This window comes from Fictibacillus tiangongensis, from assembly GCF_048083785.1.
GTDB lineage: Bacteria > Bacillota > Bacilli > Bacillales > Fictibacillaceae > Fictibacillus.
Window position 1 is genome coordinate 1969262 of the sequence record NZ_CP182294.1, and the last position, 20360, is coordinate 1989621.

General features: G+C 38.3%; 14 protein-coding genes, 1 pseudogene and 1 riboswitch. Of the genes and pseudogenes, 12 read left to right on the plus strand and 3 right to left on the minus strand.

The genetic code is table 11. The features are described from left to right. Positions 1 to 145: 145 nt before the first annotated feature. The 5 genes and pseudogenes from ACNJYY_RS10610 to ACNJYY_RS10630 all read left to right on the plus strand — a co-directional run bounded on the left by ACNJYY_RS10610 (position 146) and on the right by ACNJYY_RS10630 (position 7191). On the plus strand, positions 146 to 1351 hold the full coding sequence (locus tag ACNJYY_RS10610) for a GTP-binding protein (protein WP_416731667.1): 1206 nt from the start codon (positions 146 to 148) through the stop codon (positions 1349 to 1351). A 175-nt stretch (positions 1352 to 1526) separates the two neighbouring features. Then, positions 1527 to 2270 (plus strand): CBS domain-containing protein, encoded by a 744-nt coding sequence (locus ACNJYY_RS10615; protein ID WP_416731668.1) that lies wholly within the window; start codon positions 1527 to 1529, stop codon positions 2268 to 2270. Positions 2271 to 2417: 147 nt separating this feature from the next. Further along, entirely contained in the window at positions 2418 to 5372 is a 2955-nt protein-coding gene (fdhF, locus tag ACNJYY_RS10620) for a formate dehydrogenase subunit alpha (protein ID WP_416731669.1), read from the plus strand. Beyond that, positions 5365 to 5910 carry a DUF1641 domain-containing protein gene (locus ACNJYY_RS10625; RefSeq protein WP_416731670.1) on the plus strand — a complete coding sequence of 182 codons (546 nt, stop codon included), beginning with the start codon at positions 5365 to 5367 and terminating at the stop codon, positions 5908 to 5910. The genes fdhF and ACNJYY_RS10625 overlap by 8 nt, the downstream gene beginning before the upstream one ends. A gap of 21 nt (positions 5911 to 5931) precedes the next feature. Further along, positions 5932 to 7191: pseudogene (locus ACNJYY_RS10630) on the plus strand (OFA family MFS transporter). 85 nt (positions 7192 to 7276) lie between these two features. Here the strand turns inward: ACNJYY_RS10630 and ACNJYY_RS10635 are convergent. Further along, positions 7277 to 8179 (minus strand): LysR family transcriptional regulator, encoded by a 903-nt coding sequence (locus ACNJYY_RS10635; RefSeq protein WP_144700396.1) that lies wholly within the window; start codon positions 8177 to 8179, stop codon positions 7277 to 7279. 137 nt (positions 8180 to 8316) lie between these two features. Between ACNJYY_RS10635 and gltB the strand changes: the two genes are divergently transcribed. The 7 genes from gltB to ACNJYY_RS10670 all read left to right on the plus strand — a co-directional run bounded on the left by gltB (position 8317) and on the right by ACNJYY_RS10670 (position 19272). Then, positions 8317 to 12873 (plus strand): glutamate synthase large subunit, encoded by a 4557-nt coding sequence (gene gltB, locus ACNJYY_RS10640; protein ID WP_416731671.1) that lies wholly within the window; start codon positions 8317 to 8319, stop codon positions 12871 to 12873. A 24-nt stretch (positions 12874 to 12897) separates the two neighbouring features. Continuing rightward, positions 12898 to 14376: a glutamate synthase subunit beta gene (locus ACNJYY_RS10645; RefSeq protein ID WP_416731672.1), complete on the plus strand. Its 1479-nt coding sequence runs from the start codon at positions 12898 to 12900 to the stop codon at positions 14374 to 14376. Between the two features lie 105 nt (positions 14377 to 14481). After that, entirely contained in the window at positions 14482 to 15411 is a 930-nt protein-coding gene (locus ACNJYY_RS10650) for a manganese-dependent inorganic pyrophosphatase (RefSeq protein WP_416731673.1), read from the plus strand. A 135-nt stretch (positions 15412 to 15546) separates the two neighbouring features. After that, positions 15547 to 15653: riboswitch (TPP riboswitch) on the plus strand. 85 nt (positions 15654 to 15738) lie between these two features. Beyond that, positions 15739 to 16443 carry a thiaminase II gene (gene tenA, locus ACNJYY_RS10655; protein WP_416731674.1) on the plus strand — a complete coding sequence of 235 codons (705 nt, stop codon included), beginning with the start codon at positions 15739 to 15741 and terminating at the stop codon, positions 16441 to 16443. A gap of 1 nt (position 16444) precedes the next feature. Continuing rightward, on the plus strand, positions 16445 to 17026 hold the full coding sequence (locus ACNJYY_RS10660) for an ECF transporter S component (RefSeq protein ID WP_416731675.1): 582 nt from the start codon (positions 16445 to 16447) through the stop codon (positions 17024 to 17026). A gap of 13 nt (positions 17027 to 17039) precedes the next feature. Next, positions 17040 to 18491 carry an ABC transporter ATP-binding protein gene (locus tag ACNJYY_RS10665; RefSeq protein ID WP_416731676.1) on the plus strand — a complete coding sequence of 484 codons (1452 nt, stop codon included), beginning with the start codon at positions 17040 to 17042 and terminating at the stop codon, positions 18489 to 18491. Beyond that, positions 18475 to 19272: an energy-coupling factor transporter transmembrane component T family protein gene (locus ACNJYY_RS10670; protein WP_416731677.1), complete on the plus strand. Its 798-nt coding sequence runs from the start codon at positions 18475 to 18477 to the stop codon at positions 19270 to 19272. The genes ACNJYY_RS10665 and ACNJYY_RS10670 overlap by 17 nt, the downstream gene beginning before the upstream one ends. A gap of 25 nt (positions 19273 to 19297) precedes the next feature. Here the strand turns inward: ACNJYY_RS10670 and ACNJYY_RS10675 are convergent, their stop codons facing one another. Both ACNJYY_RS10675 and ACNJYY_RS10680 read right to left on the minus strand, forming a co-directional pair. Further along, complete coding sequence (locus tag ACNJYY_RS10675) at positions 19298 to 19597, minus strand: hypothetical protein (RefSeq protein ID WP_416731678.1); 300 nt, start codon at positions 19595 to 19597, stop codon at positions 19298 to 19300. 85 nt (positions 19598 to 19682) lie between these two features. Further along, positions 19683 to 20294, minus strand: a complete 612-nt coding sequence (locus tag ACNJYY_RS10680) for a DUF2238 domain-containing protein (RefSeq protein ID WP_416731679.1) — start codon at positions 20292 to 20294, stop codon at positions 19683 to 19685. Positions 20295 to 20360: the final 66 nt, after the last annotated feature.

The following is a 20360-nucleotide window of genomic DNA, read 5'->3' on the forward strand; positions in this document are numbered from 1 at the left end:
AGTGAGCACACGTCTTTTTTTTGTGCTTTTTTATCCATAAACATGAGAAAAATAAGAACCTAAGTATTTAAGTCTTGACTTGTTTTGTATCCTGATTTACGATATTAATCGTAATCATTACGATTTAAAAAGGAGTTATTACTACATGCTACATACATTGACAAAAAGAGTACCCGTAACCGTGTTGAGTGGATTTTTAGGAGCAGGTAAAACCACAATAATGAATCATGTCTTATCAAATCGAGATGGTTTAAAGGTTGCTGTAATCGTTAATGACATGAGTGAGATCAATATTGATGCTGCATTAATAAAAAATGAGACGCAGTTATCTAGAACAGAAGAAAAGCTCGTTGAAATGACAAATGGCTGTATTTGCTGCACCCTAAGAGAGGATCTGCTAATTGAAGTGGAAAGAATCGTAAAAAACGGTGATATTGATTATATTCTTATAGAATCAACGGGCATAAGTGAGCCGATTCCAGTTGCACAAACTTTCACTTATCTAGATGAAGAATCAGGTGTTGATCTTGCTTCTTTATGCAAGTTAGATACGATGGTAACAGTAGTTGATGGAAATCGATTCTGGAACGATTTTGCATCTGGAGAAAGCTTATTAGATCGACAAGCAGCATTAGATGACACCGATACGAGAGAAGTAGTAGACCTGATCATTGATCAGATAGAATTTTGTGATGTCTTAGTTTTAAATAAGTGTGATTTATTGGAGAAAGAGGACAGAGAAGAACTCAAAAGAGTATTGAAAAAATTACAACCACAAGCAAAACTGATTGAAACAGAATTCGGCAAGATAGATCCAAAGGATATTCTCTCTACAGGTCTTTTTGATTTTGAGAAGGCAAGCGAATCAGCAGGATGGATGAAAGAGCTTGAAACAGAACATATCCCAGAAACAGATGAATACGGAATCTCTTCTTTTGTATATAGAAAGAAAAGACCTTTTCACCCAGCTAGACTCTTTACTTTTCTAGAGAATTGGCCAGCAGAAATTGTTCGAGCAAAAGGATTTATTTGGGTAGCATCTCGAAACGATTGGGCAATTTTGTTAAGTCAAGCAGGTACGAGTATTATCTTCCAGCCAGCTGGTCAATGGGTGGCAGCACTTCCAAAAGATGAACAAGAAGAAATGGTAGAAGAAGAAAGAAGTCATAATCCAAACTGGGATGAAGAATATGGTGATCGAATTACTGAACTAGTGTTCATAGGAATTGATTACAACAAAGAACAACTATTAGAACAATTAGATCATTGCTTATTAACTGACTCTGAAATGAAAAACGAAGATTGGGCTAAGTTTAACGACCCTTTACCTCCATTCCCTGAAAGTGAATAATTTTTACAAACGAATCCATTTTGGGTTCGTTTTTATTTTGTTAAAACTCTTTAAAGGATTGAGTAAGTGCTAGCATAGCACTCTCCATAACTTTACATATTGACTAGAAGTTTTAGTTTAAAGTTGTTAAAAAAATGGGTAGTAAAAGGGTAGTGGAAGAGAGAAGGAGAGATCGATGATGACCGTCACTCATATAAAATCTAATACAGAAAAAAGCCTTTCTGAACGATTTGAAATAGCTTTTAATCAGATTCACAAATGCTTAATCGACAAAGTAAAAGATACGAAAGATGATCGGTTTAAAAATCTAGTGGAAACAGGAATGAAAAAGCATTCTCTAATTCGATCTTTTTATAATGAGCTCGGTCAGTTTGCGAAACTTAGAAATGCTATTGTACATGAAAAAGTTGATCATGATTTTTACATCGCAGAACCTCACCTAGAGATCGTTGAGAGAATAGAAAAAATTGCTGGTTATTTTATGAAACCTGAAACAGCGCTGAACATTGCCACAAAAAAGGTTCATCATTTTAAAGAAAGTGACCGCTTGGAAGACGTTTTAAGCTGTATTCGAAAAACATCGTATTCACGTTTTCCTATTTATAACAACAAAGGAGAATACCTTTGGCTTTTAACGGCTACATACTTATTGAATTGGTTGACGGACCGGCTTGCTGATCAAGTGATCGATCTTAACAATGCAAGAATATCAGATATTGCAGACAATGAACAAAAACAACTGGTAGCATTTATTTCAAAAACTTCAAGTATTTTTAAAGCAGAGGAAATTTTCGAAAACATTCATAAAGAAGGTAAAAAGCTTGAAGCAATAATCATTACTTTAAATGGAAGTGAGAACGAAAAGCCCTTAGGCATTTTTACTTCCTATGATCTTATTGAGATTGATTTAGATGACTAATCGAGGAGGCACTCGTTAAGAGTGTCTTTTTGTGTATAAACATATTAAAAAAATCGCTTTTGTTTAAGGAAATTATGATTAGGGAAACGGATGTTTGAGATGTCAGAATGTTTTGTATGTTAACTTTCAGGAAAGGGTGTAAATCATTTGAAAGAATCTAAGATAATAATAAACGGAACTGAAAGAAAAGCTGTTCAGGGAGAAACTGTATTAAATTTGTTAGATGGTTCACCAGATCAAGTCCCGCATGTTTGTTACCATCCAAGTCTAGGGCCGATCGAAACATGTGATACTTGTATCGTTAAAGTGAATGGAGAATTTGTAAGAGCATGTTCGACGAAGATTAATAACGGAGATAACATTGATACAAATTCTGATGAGGTAAGAGAAGCTCAAGTGATCGGAATGGATCGAATCCTTTTTAATCATGAGTTATATTGTACGGTTTGTGATTATAACAATGGCGGTTGTGAAGTACATAACACGGTTAAAGAGATGAAGATCAACCATCAGAGCATTCCTTTTGAACATAAGCCATATGAAGTTGATCAAACGAACCCCTTTTATAGGTATGACCCTGATCAATGTATATTGTGTGGACGATGTGTTGAAGCATGCCAAGATGTCCAAGTAACAGAGACGCTCACGATAGATTGGGAACGAGAAAAGCCAAGAGTGATTTGGGACAAAGACGTTCCGATCAATGAATCATCTTGTGTATCGTGTGGTCACTGTTCTACTGTTTGCCCATGTAACGCCATGATGGAAAAAGGTATGGAAGGTGAAACAGGTTATATGACGGGAATCAATCGCGAGACACTTCGTCCGATGATTGAGATCACAAAAGGTGTTGAGACAGGTTATGGGTCTATACTCGCTATTTCAGATATGGAAGCTGCGATGAGAGAACAAAGAATAAAGAAAACAAAAACCGTTTGCACTTACTGCGGCGTAGGATGCAGCTTTGATGTCTGGACAAAAGGCAGAGAAATCTTAAAAGTAGATCCGCAGATTGAAGCACCTGCAAACGGCATCTCAACATGTATTAAAGGTAAGTTCGGTTGGGATTTTGTTAACAGTGAAGAACGATTAACAAAACCTTTAATCCGTGAAGGGGATGTGTTTAGAGAAGCCTCTTGGGAGGAAGCATACAACTTAATCGCTTCTAAATTTACAGAGATAAAAGATAAGGATGGTGCTCAAGCTCTTACGTTTATCAGCTCATCTAAGTGCACGAATGAAGAATCCTATCTGATGCAAAAATTAGCACGTGGTGTTATCGGAACAAATAATATTGATAATTGTTCGCGTTATTGTCAGACTCCAGCTACTATGGGATTATTTCGAACCGTAGGACATGGTGGTGATTCAGGATCTATAAAGGATATTGAAAAATCAGATCTGGTTATTGTAATCGGCTCAAATACATCGGAATCTCATCCCGTCTTAGCAACACGTGTTAAGCGGTCACATAAATTACACAACCAAAAACTAATCGTCGCTGATCTTAGGAAACATGAGATGGCTGAACGTGCCGATCTATTCATTCAGCCACGGGCAGGTTCAGATCTCGTTTGGCTTTCTGCTGTAACGAAGTACATTTTAGATGAAGGATTAGCTGATTATAACTTCTTAAAAAAGCATGTGAACGGCTTAGATGTTTTTACAGAGAACCTTGAAACGTTCACTTTAGAGTATGCAGAAAAAGTGACAGGACTCTCTCACGATACACTTATCCATTTAGCAAAAACCATTTCACAATCCAAAAGTGTATGTGTTCTCTGGGCAATGGGCGTTACACAGCATATGGGAGGAAGTGATACGAGTACGGCTATATCCAATCTACTCTTAGTGACAGGAAACTATGGACGAGAAGGAGTAGGTTCTTACCCGTTACGCGGACATAACAATGTTCAAGGAGCGAGTGACTTTGGTAGTATGCCAGATCGCTTACCTTCGTATGAGAAAGTTGCCGATAGAAAGGTTAGAGAGAAGTATGAAAAAGCGTGGGGTGTAAAAATTCCGGAAGAACCCGGTCTTAACAATCATGAAATGGTTCAAGGTATTCATGATGGTCATGTAAAAGGTATGTATTTAAAAGGCGAAGACATGGGAATCGTTGACTCAAACATAAACCATGTTCACAGAGCTTATGAGAAACTAGACTTTTTTGTTGTTCAAGATCTATTCCTTACACGAACGGCTCAGTTTGCTGATGTTGTCTTACCTGCAAGTCCAAGCCTCGAAAAAGAAGGTACTTTCACAAACACGGAGAGAAGAATCCAAAGACTGTATCAGGTGCTAGAACCACTCGGAGATTCTAAACCAGATTGGGAGATTATCCGTGATATTGCAAATCGGCTTGGAGCTGGATGGGATTACAAACACCCGAGTGACATTATGGAAGAAGCTGCACAACTAGCGCCATTATTTGCGGGAGTATCCTATGAAAGATTAGAAGGATACAAAAGCCTGCAGTGGCCAGTGGCTGAAGACGGAACGGATACTCCAATACTATTTAAAGAAGGATTTCCTTTTGAAGATAAGAAAGCACGACTTTTTCCAGTAAATTGGACAGAGCCTGCAGATTTCGGAGAAGAATACGATATTCACGTAAACAACGGAAGACTTTTAGAACATTTTCATGAAGGTAACATGACGTATCAATCTGAGGGTATTACATCTAAGACACCTAACACTTTTCTTGAAATCTCTCCTGAACTAGCAAAAGAACGAGGAATTAAAGATGGGACAAAAGTAAGATTATCTTCGCCTTATGGAAATGTAAAAGTTCATTGTTTAATAACGGATCGTGTAAAAGGCAAAGAAGTATATCTACCTATGAACGATAGCGGAGAAGCAGCTATTAATCTACTTACGAGCAGTTATTCAGATAAAGATACAGATACACCTGCCTACAAGGAGACAAGTGCCAAACTTGAGATCTTGTTGGAAGAGGGTGTTAATCCGCTGCCTAAAACAAATTTCAGGTATGGAAATCCACAACCTCAAGTAGGAGTTAACGTAAAGAAGAAGTGGGAAAGAAAAGATTATATCTTCCCAGGCGATGCTGTTAAAAAGGAGCGAAATCAACATGGCTAAAGCGATTAAAAACGTTCAAAAACAAACGATAACAGCAGAAGAGAAACGTTCTAATGACCTCCGAGAAGTCGAAAATGCTCTAATTCAGAACAAGACTGCGATTCTACAAACACTTGAGATCATGAACCATATGCAAGAAAAAGGAATTTTACCTCTATTAAATGGGTTGTTCGGGCAAGGTGATAAAGTAATGGATATTGCGGTCAAAGCGATGGACAAGCCTGAGAACACAAATACATTAAAAAATCTTCTATTGCTCTTAGGTACTCTAGGAATGATTAATGTAAAGCAACTTGAACCTTTTCTTTTAAAAATAGATTCAGGCATCGCACGAGTTGGTGAATACAAAGATACGGAAGAGAAGATGAGTTACTTTGATTTAGTTCGTTCACTAAAAGATCCTGAAATTAATAAAGCTGTGACCATACTCATGCAGTTCCTAAAGGGCATGGGCCAAGAAACAGAACATATTGAAAAGACAACAGGGAACTCACCTCAAAAACGTGTAAATCAGGGTAAGGAAAAAACCTTAGAATAAAAGTGTAGAGGAGTTATCCAGATGGCTAAAAAGGTGAAAAACCGCTGGTTGATTGCTGCAGCTGCTGTAGGTATTCACATATCGATCGGATCTGTCTACTCCTGGAGTGTATTCACAAATCCGCTCCGGGAAGAACACGATTGGGGGCTAAGTGAAATCTCTTTAACGTTCAGTATCGCAATCTTGTTTCTAGGTTTATCCGCTGCTTTTATGGGGCATTTTGTTGAACGATATGGACCTCGTAAATCCGGCATCATCGCATCATTTTGTTTTGGTGCAGGATTGCTAGGTTCAGGCTTTGCTGATCAATTAGGTTCTATCTATATGCTTTACTTTTTTTATGGCGCTTTAGGAGGAATCGGACTGGGTATTGGCTATATCACACCTGTCTCTTCACTTGTAAAATGGTTTCCTGATCGAAGGGGCTTAGCCACAGGTCTTGCTATTATGGGGTTTGGTTTTGCGTCCCTTATTGCTAGCCCTGTAATCGCGAGGCTTATAACAGGTATAGGTATTTCAAATACGTTTTACGTATTAAGTGCTGTTTATTTTACCATTATGTTACTTTCTTCTTTATATTTAACACCACCTCCAAAGAATTGGATGCCAGAAGGAATGAAAGAAGAAAGTAAGAGTAAAGATGATCAAACAAATGATCTTGCACAATTAACGGCAAATGAAGCTGTTAAAACAATTCGTTTTTGGGCTTTATGGGCGATGTTATTTATAAATGTTACATGCGGAATCGCCATTATTTCTGTGGCGTCTCCCATGGCACAAGATATTGCAAATCTCAGTGCCGCTGCAGCTGCTACGATGGTTGGGATCATGGGATTGTTTAACGGTTTTGGAAGAATCGGCTGGGCGTCGATTTCAGATTATATCGGTCGTCCAAACGTTTACACTGCGTTTTTCGCGATACAAACAGTAGCATTCGTCCTTTTACCGAATGTTACGAACGCCTTTTTCTTTCAGTTGCTTGTATATTTAATTCTTACTTGTTATGGAGGAGGTTTTGCTTCTATACCAGCATATATTGGTGACCTATTCGGAACGAAGCAACTGGGAGCGATCCACGGGTATATTCTAACCGCATGGGCAGCAGCCGGACTAGTAGGTCCATTAGTTGTTTCTTGAATACGTGAATCCACGAACAGTTATTCTTTAACGCTGTATATCTTTACAGGTGCATTTGTTCTGGCCCTTGCGATCTCCCTTCTTATTCGCATCAATATTCGGAACATCAGAAAAGAAAACAGTCAATCTCATGTTACAAGTTAGACGTAATTAACTAAGATAAAAAAGCTTGGCAAAAAATTGCCAAGCTTTTTCTGTTCCTCATTCAACATCTTTAAATAATAGAAAGTTATTGATATTGCTCTAAAACAGAGAAGAACTTAATCACAAATTCAAAGAAAACTTGTTCGGCAGGTGCTAGTTCACGACTGCGTGGGGTTATGATACCCACTGTACGTTTAACATCTGGTATCTCGATTGGTATTTTTACTGTAAAACGCGGCTTCGTTTCATAAAAGGAACTATCGGGTAAAAGGGTAACACCCATACTAGCTGTAACTAGCCCTTTTATCGCATCAAGATCTTCACCTTCACATGCAATCTTAGGAACGAAGCCTGATTCTTTACAAGCATTTACTACTACATCTCGTAAAATATACCCATCTGGAAATAGCACGAATTCATCATTTCGTAAATCACTTAATAATAAACTTCTTTTTTCTGCTAAATGGTGCTGTTCAGGTAAAAGTGCAGAAATTTTTTCGGTAAAAAGGATATGTCCTTCTAAATCAGGATCATTTGTAGGGACCGGTCCTAAAAAAGCTAGATCAATATCTCCGCTCTTAACGCTTTCTGTAAGAAATCGATAAGAACCTTGTCTTAAGTGAAAGGCAATATTCGGATGTTCACGTTTAAAAGCTGATACAACAGTTGGCAATAGATGTCCTGCAAGACTTGTAGGAAATCCAATCTTGATCGTTCCTCTTTCAGGATCCAAATATTCATCAATCTGCTTTTTTGCATGTTCGATCGCTTTCATCGCTGTTTTTGCGTGTATCAAGAACAGCTTTCCAACAGGAGAAAGCTTAATATTACGACCTTCTCTTTCAAATAACTCTACGCCAAGTTCAGCTTCTAAGTTTGCGACCTGACGACTGACTGCAGATTGTGCAACATGCAAAGCAATTGCTGCTTCCGAAACATGTTCTCGTTCTGCAACTTCAATAAAATACTGTAATTGTCTGAATTCCATGCCTGTCACAACCAATCATTCTCAATTTGAGATCGTTTTAATCTAAATTATATATTGTTTCGATTAATTATAAAACCTAAACTAAATGAAAGAAAGTTTCGAATATTTCAGTTGATAAACTTAAGGGGGAGTTCAAAATGACCTTTAGTCAATTTCCAGAACCACAAGGTTTATATAATCCAAAGAACGAACATGACGCTTGTGGCATTGGTCTATATGCTCATTTGAAAGGGCATGCTACCCATGAGATTGTTGAAAAAGGCCTTCATATGCTATGCCAGCTTGATCACCGGGGAGGACAAGGAAGTGATCCTTTAACGGGAGATGGAGCAGGCTTAATGACAAAGATACCGCATGATTTCTTTAAAAAAGTTACAGATTTTGAACTGCCTGAAAAAGGACGGTACGGGGTAGGAATGATCTTCTTTCCCAATGATACAGCAGCTCAACAGAAATTAGAAAATCAAATTAACCATTTTATTAATCTCGAAGGACAACAACTATTAGGCTGGAGAACGGTACCGGTCAACGCAACAACAATCGGGAAAAAGGCTCAAGAAACTTGCCCATTAATCAAACAAGTTTTTATTGCTTGCAACGATACGATTTCAGAGAACCTAGCTTTTGAAAGAAAACTATTCGTAATCAGAAAGCAAGCAGAGCACTGGGCAAAAGAACAAGGACTTCAAATGTACTTTGCTAGTCTATCATCACAAACGATCGTATACAAAGGTCTGTTAACACCAGAACAGGTGGATGCCTTCTATTATGATCTGCAAGATACTGATTTCGTGTCTCCATTCGCTTTAGTGCATTCCCGTTTTAGCACAAATACGTTTCCAACGTGGGAACGAGCGCATCCAAACCGATACATCATTCATAACGGAGAGATCAATACTTTACAAGGAAACATGAACTGGATGAAGGCACGCGAGAAGCAATTTGTTTCTGAAGCATTCGGAGATGATATTGGGAAGCTGCTTCCTATTCTTGATGCCGACGGCAGTGACTCTTCTATCCTTGATCAAGCCTTTGAATTTTTTGTACTGGCAGGAAGAAAGCCTTCCCATACAGCTATGATGCTTATTCCAGAACCATGGAGTGAGAATCCTCATCTAGAAGAAGAGCGAAAAGCTTTTTACGAGTATCATAGTTGTTTGATGGAGCCATGGGATGGGCCAACTGCTATCTCTTTCACAGACGGAAAACAAATTGGAGCCATACTCGATCGAAACGGCCTCCGTCCGGCGAGATATTATGTAACAAAGGATGATTACATTATCTTCTCTTCTGAGGTAGGAGTTATTGAAGTTGAAGAAGAGGATGTACTATATAAAGAGCGGTTAAGCCCAGGAAGAATGCTTCTGATTGATTTAGAAGAAGGCAGAATCATTACAGACAATGAAATCAAAACAGAAATGGCGAGTAAAGAACCATACGAATTATGGCTGACGAATGGACTGCATCACTTGGATGAAAATGGCGAAGAGCCTGAAATCATTATAGAAAATGTAAGAAGTAAGCAAAGAGCATTCGGCTATACGTATGAAGATATTCATAAATATTTGATTCCTGTCATTACAGAAGGAAAAGATCCAATCGGTTCAATGGGGAACGATACACCTTTAGCGGTTTTATCTGATAATCCGCAATCCCTATTTAATTATTTTAAGCAGCTATTTGCCCAAGTTACCAATCCTCCGATCGACGCTATTCGCGAGAAGATTGTTACTTCTACGATGACGCTGCTCGGAGCTGAAGGAAATCTTCTGCATCCTGGACCACAGAATGCGAAGAGAATTCAATTGAATTCTCCTGTGTTAACATCGAATGAGTTTATTCAAATTACAGATAACATGATTTATGAATTTAAAACGGCTGTTCTGCAGACTTTATTTTCGGAAGATTTAGAACTCGGTTTACAATCTATATTTAAAAATGCGGAAGAAGCGATTCAAGATGGAGCAACGCTATTAGTTTTGTCAGACAGAGAAATGAATAAATCTTCTATTCCTATTCCTGTCTTACTTGCTGTAAGTTCTCTGCATCATCATCTTGTAAAAGAAGGACTCAGGACAAAAGTAAGTTTGATCGTTGAATCAGGTGAAGTTAGAGAAGTTCATCATTTTGCAGCGCTCATTGGATATGGAGCAGATGCTATCTATCCATATTTAACTTATAAGACCTTTGAAGAAGCGATTCAAGATGAACACATCAAACTTTCTTTATCTGAGACCATCAAAACCTATAAACAAGGCATAACAGACGGCATCGTTAAAGTGATGTCAAAAATGGGTATTTCAACGGTTCAGAGCTATCGAGGGGCTCAAATCTTTGAAGCAGTCGGAATTGGAAAAGAAGTGATCGATCGTTATTTCCCAGCTACTTCTTCTCAAATTGATGGAATCACCTTAGCTGAGATCGAAAAAGAGGCTACTCTAAGACATCAACAAGGCTTTAAAGAGACCATCGATGACACTTTGGATTCAGGAAGTGATTTTCAATGGAGAAATACTGGTGAACACCATGCTTTCAATCCAAAAACGATCCATACCCTTCAATGGGCTTGTCGTAAGAATGATTATTCACTGTTTAAAACGTTCTCAAAACTGGCTGATGATGAGAGAACCACTTTTTTAAGAAACTTATTCTCGTTTGCGCCTGAAAAAACGTCTATACCACTCCATGAAGTTGAACCTGTAGAAGAGATTGTGAAGCGCTTCAAAACAGGCGCGATGTCTTTTGGCTCTCTTAGTCAAGAAGCACATGAATCTCTTGCGATCGCGATGAACCGTTTAGGTGGAAAAAGTAACAGTGGTGAAGGCGGAGAAGATCCAGCCCGTTTTATCCCTGATGAACTTGGCAATAACCGCAGAAGCAGTATTAAACAAGTAGCTTCAGGTAGGTTCGGTGTAAAAAGCCACTATCTTGTAAATGCAGATGAACTGCAGATCAAGATGGCACAAGGAGCTAAACCAGGTGAAGGCGGACAGTTGCCTGGCAATAAGGTTTATCCTTGGGTAGCAGATGTTCGTGGGTCTACGCCAGGAGTAGGTCTGATCTCCCCGCCACCACATCATGATATCTATTCGATCGAGGATATGGCCCAACTGATCCATGACCTAAAGAATGCTAATCGCGAAGCAAGAATCAGTGTCAAGCTTGTAGCAAAATCAGGTGTTGGAACGATTGCGGCTGGTGTTGCAAAAGGCGCAGCAGATGTGATTGTAATTAGTGGTTATGATGGAGGAACAGGCGCTTCACCGAAGACAAGTATCAAACATACTGGTCTTCCATGGGAATTAGGGCTTGCTGAAACACACCAAACGTTGATGCTTAATGGACTTCGTGAACGTGTAACACTTGAGACAGACGGAAAGTTGATGACAGGTAAAGATGTTGTGCTTGCTGCATTGTTAGGTGCTGAGGAATATGGATTTGCTACAGCACCACTCGTTGTATTAGGTTGCGTCATGATGCGTGCTTGTCATCTTGATACCTGTCCTGTTGGTGTAGCGACACAGAATCCTGAATTAAGAAAGAAATATATGGGTGATCCAGATCACGTTGTAAACTATATGAGATTTGTGGCTGAAGAAATTCGTGAGATCATGGCTGAACTAGGCTTCCGTACGATGGAGGAAATGGTCGGGCGTACTGACGTATTAACGGTGGGAGATCGTGCGAAAAAACACTGGAAAGCGAAGCATCTCGACTTATCAAAATTGCTATATCAAGCAGAAGGTATTCGTACGAAACAGATCTCTCAAAATCATAAGATCGATCAATCCCTTGATATGAATGAAATACTACCAGAGCTTCAGACAGCTTTAGAAACGAAGAAATCTGTTTCACTCAACTTACCGATCAAGAACACGAATCGTGTAGCAGGTACGATTGCAGGCAGTGAAATAACAAAACGATTTGGGGAAGAAGGTCTTGCAGAAGATACTGTAACACTTAACTTCTCTGGATCTGCTGGTCAAAGTTTTGGAGCATTCGTTCCACGTGGCATGACGCTTTATCTGAACGGAGACAGCAATGACTATTTTGGAAAAGGCTTATCTGGCGGGAAATTAATTGTTGCACCTCCTAAATCAGCAGAATATTTGGCTGATGACAATGTCATCTTAGGAAACGTTGCTTTTTATGGAGCAACAAGTGGCGAAGCATATATTAATGGATTAGCTGGAGAAAGATTTGCAGTTAGAAATAGTGGAGCTAACATCGTTGTCGAAGGTATTGGAGATCATGGCTGTGAATATATGACAGGTGGTCGTGTAGTTGTCTTAGGTGATGTTGGAAAGAACTTTGGAGCAGGTATGAGTGGAGGAATCGCCTACATCTACACACATCAGCCACTTTTACTAAAACAGTTATGCAACAAAGAAGGTATTGAGTTTGAGAGATTAATGGATTCTGAAGAAACAGAAACGGTGAAGCAGATGATCATCAATCATTTTTCATACACTCAAAGTAAAAAAGCCTCTGTTATTTTGCAAAATTGGAAATTAGAACAGTCGCATTTTGTGAAAGTCATCCCACATGACTATAAAGAAATGATTAAGAAAATAGAAGAAGAGAAAAAAGCGGGTTATACAGAAGATGAAGCGATCATGAATGCTTTTGAAGCTGGATCAAGCTCAGCGAAAGCAAGTGGTAGACCTGGACCAACAAAATTAATCTTGAAATAAATTGAGATGAGAGGAGAGATTTAAATGGGCAAACCAACCGGATTTTTGGAATACCCAAGAGAAGAAACGATAGAGAGAAAGCCTCTCCAACGTCTTAAAGATTGGAAAGAATATACCGAAAAACAACCTGAAGATATGTTAAAAAGACAAGGCGCTAGATGTATGGATTGTGGAACACCTTTTTGTCATATTGGTATAGAGATTAATGGGGCTGCGGCTGGCTGTCCCATTAATAATCTCATTCCAGAGTGGAATGACCTTGTTTATAGAGGGAAATGGAAAGAAGCTCTAGATCGTCTATTAAAAACAAATAATTTTCCTGAGTTTACTGGTAGAGTTTGTCCGGCTCCTTGTGAAGGTTCATGTACAGTTGAGCTAGCTGGTCCTGCTGTTACGATAAAGAACATTGAAAAAGCAATCATTGATAAAGGTTTTGAGAACGGTTGGATTCACCCTAGAATTCCAGATAAAAGAACAGGAAAAAAGGTCGCAATCGTTGGATCAGGACCAGCCGGGCTTGCAGCAGCAGATCAGCTGAACCAAGCTGGTCATTCTGTTACAGTTTATGAAAGAGCAGACAAAGCTGGCGGATTGTTAACGTATGGAATTCCTAACATGAAGTTAGACAAGGATGTAGTGGAAAGAAGAATCAAGTTATTAAGGCAAGAGGGCATTGATTTTATCCTTAACACAGAGGTAGGAAAAGATATTACTTCAGATGAACTAAAAAATCAATTTGATTCAATCATTCTGTGTACAGGAGCACAGAAACAAAGAGATTTGACTCTTCCTGGAAGAGAAGCTGAAGGCGTTCATTTTGCTATGAATTATCTAACTCAGGCAACAAAAAGACTATTGAACATTGAAGTTACCGAACCGCTTATTGATGCAGAAGGCAAGAATGTCATCGTAATAGGTGGTGGAGATACGGGTGCCGACTGTGTTGCAACAGCTCTAAGACAAAAGTGTAAGAGTGTCGTTCAATTTGGCAAGCATCCTAAACTTCCTGATGTACGCAGTGATGCAAATATGTGGCCAGAGCAACCTAATATTTTCACAATGGATTATGCCTATGAAGAAGCGACAGCTCAATACGGACATGATCCTAGAGAGTACTCTGTACAAACGAAAAAAATCGTATCAGATCATAATGGTCGATTAAAAGAACTTCATACGATTCAAATGAAACGTACGTCAGACGATGCTGGAAATATGGTTTTTGAAGAAATTCCAGGATCAGAGAAGGTTTGGCCAGCAGATCTTGTTTTTGTTGCGATTGGTTTTGAAGGTACAGAACTTCCAGTCTTAAAAGAATTTGGTGTAGAAGTTAATAATAATAAAGTCAATGCTAAACATGGTGACTATAGAACAAATGTAGATGGAGTGTTTGCAGCAGGTGACTCTAGACGAGGTCAAAGTTTAATCGTCTGGGCAATTCAAGAAGGTCGTGATTGTGCACGTCAAGTCGATCTATCGTTGATGGGGAGTACGGTTTTGCCTTAATACTTTTTTCCATGCTACAATAAACTCCAAAAGCCATAAGCTTTTTATCTATGATAAAATAAGGCTTAGGCAAAACACAATTTTTCATTTATAAGGAGTAGACGCATGGAAAAAGTACTTATTTTTGGACACAAAAATCCAGATACTGACACGATTACATCAGCACTCGTTTATGCTGACTTGAAATCTAAATTAGGACAAAATGTTGAAGCTATTCGCCTAGGTGAAATTAACGGTGAAACACAATATGCATTAGATTATTTCAATGCTGAGCTTCCTCGACTTGTTGAACATGTCTCTGCTGAAGCAAACGCAGTAATCTTAGTTGATCATAATGAACGTCAACAAAGTGCTAATGATATTGAAAAAGTAAGAGTATTAGAAGTTATCGATCATCATCGCATCGCGAACTTTGAGACAAGCGATCCGTTATACTATCGTGCAGAGCCAGTTGGCTGTACAGCTACAATCTTGAACAAGATGTACAAAGAGAAGGGTATTCAAGTAGAGAAAAATATTGCAGGACTTATGCTTTCTGCGATTATTTCTGACTCTTTGTTGTTCAAATCACCTACTTGCACAGAAGAAGATGTTGCTGCAGCACGAGAACTTGCTGAAATTGCAGGAGTAGATGCGGAAAAGTACGGTTTAGAAATGCTAAAAGCAGGAGCAGATATAAGTGATAAGTCTGTGGAAGAGTTAATCTCACTTGATGCAAAAGAATTTAACATCGGTGAAAGCAAAATTGAAGTTGCACAAGTGAATACGGTGGACGCTAGTGATGTAATGAAACATCAAGAAGAATTAGAATCAGCGATTACTAAAGTTATTGCTGACAAAGGTCTAGACCTGTTCATGTTTGTTGTTACAGATATCTTAACAAATGATTCAACAGCTCTAGCTCTTGGTAAGAGTTCACAATCTGTCGAAGAAGCATATAACGTTAAATTAGAAAACAATACAGCCGTTCTTAAAGGTGTTGTTTCTCGTAAAAAACAAATCGTACCTGTGTTAACAGAAGCGATGAGTAAGTAAGATAAGTGCTAAAAGGGTAATGCCATAAGAAGGTATTACCCTTTATTGTGCCATCCAATATTTGTGCTTCTCAAAAACAGTATTGACAATCTAAAAGAGACTGCTATCATTTAAGACAGAAACCAACTACATAAAACTAACCACTAGGGGTGCCTTTATAAGGCTGAGATCAAAGTGAAACTTTGAGACTCTTAGAACCTGATCTGGATTATACCAGCGTAGGGAAGTGGTGTTGCGGAGTATTTATTCCTATGTTGAATTCTCCATATACAACCACTTTCTTAGCTGAGAGTGGTTTTTTTGTTGGATAAAACAAGGAGGATTCATATGAACACATTTACTGATATCTTGCGAGAGAGAGCAGCTTCCATTTGGGAAGCGAACCTTCAGCATCCATTTGTGAAGGGAATTGCAGATGGTGACCTATCTTTAGAACGCTTTAGGTACTATGTTTTACAAGATTCGTATTACCTATCTCATTTTGCAAGAATACAAGCGATGGGTGCGGCAAGAGCTGAAGATTTACATACGACTTCCAGGATGGCCGCACATGCACAAGGTACGAATGATGCGGAGTTAGGACTTCATGAAACATTTATGAAACAGCTTAGTGTTACAGAAGAAGAACTAGCTAACTTTGAACCTGCCCCAACTGCATATCATTATACATCTCACCTATATCGTGTAGCAGAGTCTGGAAGTTTAGGAGAAATCATCGCAGCCATTCTGCCATGTTATTGGATCTATCAAGAGATTGGGGACACGTTCAAAGGGGCTACTCCACAAGAGCCGATCTATCAAGAGTGGATCGCTGCCTATGGAGGAGAATGGTTCTCGGAACTTGTACAAGAACAGATTGATCGATTGAATCAATTGGCTGAAAAAGCAAGTGAACATGAAAAAAACAAAATGATTCAACACTTCTTGATCAGTTGTCAGTATGAGTATTCATTCTGGGAAATGGCTTATACGTTAGAAAAGTGGCCGGTTCCATTCAGCCTGACTACAACACCGATTGGAAGTGAAAGGTAGCATGCAAAAAGGGTTAAAGTTAACCGATATCCTTGTAACGATTGTAATTTCAATCGCATTTGGGATTTTATATAAGGTTTGGGGACCTCTATATTATGCCGTAAAACCTTTTGGCCTTCATATCGATCAGTTGATATATGGGATGTGGTTCATGGCGGCAACAGTTGCGTTCCTCATCATTCGAAAGCCTGGAGTTGCCCTATTGGCTGAAATCGCTGCTTCTTCAGGAGAATTTTTAATGGGTTCTGAATTTGGACTTGAAGTGTTATTATACGGAATCATTCAAGGATTGTTTGCAGAATTTATCCTATTCGCATTTCGTTATAAACGGTTTGATCTTTTCGTCATCTCACTGGCTGCGTTAAGTTCTTGTGCAGGATCGTTAATCATGGACTTTTACAAAGGATATATTGGAGATCTATCAACATGGAACCTTACTTTATTTATCGTGTTTAGAATAATCGGTTCTATATTGTTTACAGGAGTGTTTGCCATTTCTATCGCAAAAGCTTTAGAGGCTACAGGTGTGACAAATTTAGTGCGATCGTCTTCAAAAGAAGATCACGAAGCATTAAATCAATAACTGAGGTGGTAATATGACCAGCATAACATCTGTGAAGAACTTAAGATTAAAGTTTCCTGGCGAATCAGAAATGCTGTTTAAAGATATGAGTTTGTCTATTAACCGTGGTGAAAAAGTGCTACTTCTTGGGACCTCCGGTTGTGGCAAATCCACACTGTTACAAGTTCTTACTGGCCTAATTCCCCAAACGATAGACATACCTATGAAATGTGATGAAATACAGATCCCTGATCGATGGGGGTTTGTATTTCAAGATCCTGATACCCAATTCTGTATGCCATATGTTGATGAAGAGTTAGCATTTGTTCTTGAGAACCTACAGATGCCTCGAGAAGAGATGTCTGGCAAGATTTGTTCTTTATTAAAAGAGGTTGGGCTTGAACTTGATAACATTCATACACCAATTCAGCATCTATCAGGTGGAATGAAACAGCGGTTAGCGATCGCATCTGTATTAGCGCTGAAACCGGATGTCATATTCTTAGATGAACCTACTGCTTTTATAGATGAAAAGGGAACAGAACAAATTTGGGAAACGGTTAAAAGAATATGGAAAGATAAGACGTTAATTATTGTAGAACATAAAATTGAGAAAATCCTGGACTTTGCCGATCGTCTTATTGTATTCACACCTGGTGGAGAAATTCTTGCTGATGGCAACACTTCAATGGTCTTTACACAATATAAGGAAAAGATAAAAGAGTATGGAATCTGGTACCCTGGTGCATGGGATGAATACAAATTTGAACCACTTGCTGAAAATAAGTTTGAATATAAGAACACTTTGAAGTTGCAAGATTTTAAAGGGTATCGAAACAAGGAAATTAAGATAGGGGCTGATGACATGGTGGTTCAATCAGGAGAATGGATCACGATCATGGGTGAAAACGGAGCAGGTAAGAGCTCATTATTGTTAGCTTTTATGCAGCTCATAAAAACATCTGGAAACTATTTTATAAATGATCTCCTTGTTAAAAAAATTAAGGACATCTCTGGACTTGTTTACCTTGTATTTCAGAACCCAGAATATCAGTTTTTAACGCATTCAGTTTACGATGAAATAACCTATGGATTACAAAACCAGCAGAATATAGAATCAGATGCAAAAGAGATACTTTCTTCTCTTAAGTTGACGAGCAAAATGAATCAACATCCTTATCATCTCTCTGTTGGTCAGAAGAGGCGCTTAAGCGTGGCAACCGCTTTTTTGCAAAAGCCAAATGTATTACTTCTTGATGAACCAACTTTTGGTCAAGATTCTATAAACACTTTCAAAATTTTGGAATGGATCGAACAAGAGCGTCAAAAAGGAACGATCATTCTTATGGTCACACATGACCAACATATTACTGAACGTTTTGCAACACGGATATGGGAGGTACAGAACGGTAAAATTGTAGCCGATCATCGACTTAATAAAAGTGGTAATGTACAGAAGGAGATGCTGCATGAATTCATTATTTAGTGGAAAGTACACTTGGTTACACGGCATAAATCCTTCCTTAAAACTATTAACGATAGTAGCTCTGTTCGTATTTGCCATCAACATTCATTATCTTAATTTTATGGTTGGTTTTTCATGTGTGATCTTAGCATTGTTTATATTTGGCACAGGCTACTCTTATAAGCAATTACTCTTGCTATCTCTGCCTTTCTTGCTTGTTTTTCTTTCAACTTCTTCTTCCATGATTCTATTTGGAAAAGGAGAAACAATTCTGTTTAAATGGGCATATGTTCAAATATCAGAAGAGAGTTTAATAAGGGGCATTCACTTAGGATTTAGAGCTTTATCATTCGCAATGCTTGGATTGATATTTGCTTTAACTACTAAACCGGTTAAATTGTTTTACTCGCTCATGCAACAGCTTAAACTGCCTCCCAAGTTTGCTTATAGTTTTATGGCAGCCATCCGATTGATTCCTATCATGATGGAGGAATACCAAATCATTATGAATGCTCAAAAAGTGAGAGGCCTCGAACAAAAGAATAACTTTCTTAAAAGGATGCAGAGAATCGCGATTCCATTATTATCCCAAAGCATACGCAGAGCTTATCGGATAGCCATTTCAATGGAAGCAAAACGATTTCAATCGAACAGAAAGAGGACCTATTATTATGAGATCGGCTTTTCAAGGAATGATCTATATTTCTTATGCTATTTTCTTGTTCTGTTAGGTCTCGCTTATCTTCTTTCTATCCAATACCCTTTCCTGCCAAATACAGACGTAAGATCCTTATCAGATTAAGAGACTGAATAGCATTTCAGTCTCTTTAATTCATTAAAGTGATGGTTTCATTTTGTTTCATGAGGACGGTATAACTGCCTTCTTTTATGTTCACATAGATAGCGTTTGGTACACTAAGTTTCTTACCGTTCTCAAAAAAAACCGTGTATTGTGGTTCTGTTACGAAGGAATCTCCAATACTTATTACTTTTTCCATTCTTTCTTTTCTAACGATGTTACCTCGATACTCACTTATGTTAAATTCCTCACTTAAATACCCTGACCATGCAAAGAACAATAAAAATCCTGCAATAAATGTAAAAACCATTGAAGTTATCTTTTGCATTTTCTCACCTCAGTTTTGTATAGGACGAAAAAAGGGAAAACAATAGAAGGATTTATCTTGAATAGGTCTAATACTATTGAAACAGCTAATTATCCCTTATTTTTTCAATCCACTTGTTATGCCATGAAGTGAGTAATAGCAATGCGATGAATGAACCGAGAAGCGTAAGTGACATGTCCCATTGAGCATCCCACATATCTCCTTGAGCACCAACAAAGTCTTTCGTTTCGCGTTTTGCTATCTTGCCTGCAATCCACTCAATAATTTCATAGAGAGCAGCGATTGCCAACGTGATACTTATTGCAATATATTGAACCCATTTTCCAATATGCAAAGGTGTTTTTATAAGAAGGATCTCGCGTATTACGATCGCCAACAAACCTTTCATAAAGTGACCGAAACGATCATAGTGATTGCGACTCAAATCATAATGGTTCTGCAGCCAATCAAATAGTGGCACGTCATCGTAAGTATAATGTCCACCTATGAACGTCATAATCGTCAACATTGCAATGATGCAATATGTAAGAGTAGTGAACCTTAACTTTTTATAGAGGAAGAAAACACAGATAAGAACTATTACAGATGGAGCGACTTCTAATATCCATATTGGATAGTGTGCAGGTTTAATAAGTGACCATAGAAAAAAGAAGAAAACGATGATTAATAAAGAAACATGGATTTTGTTAGCTTTCATGAAGAATCCCTCACAATCTAACATTAGTATTGATATTTAGTTAGAAACGTATTCTCTGTCGGTAAG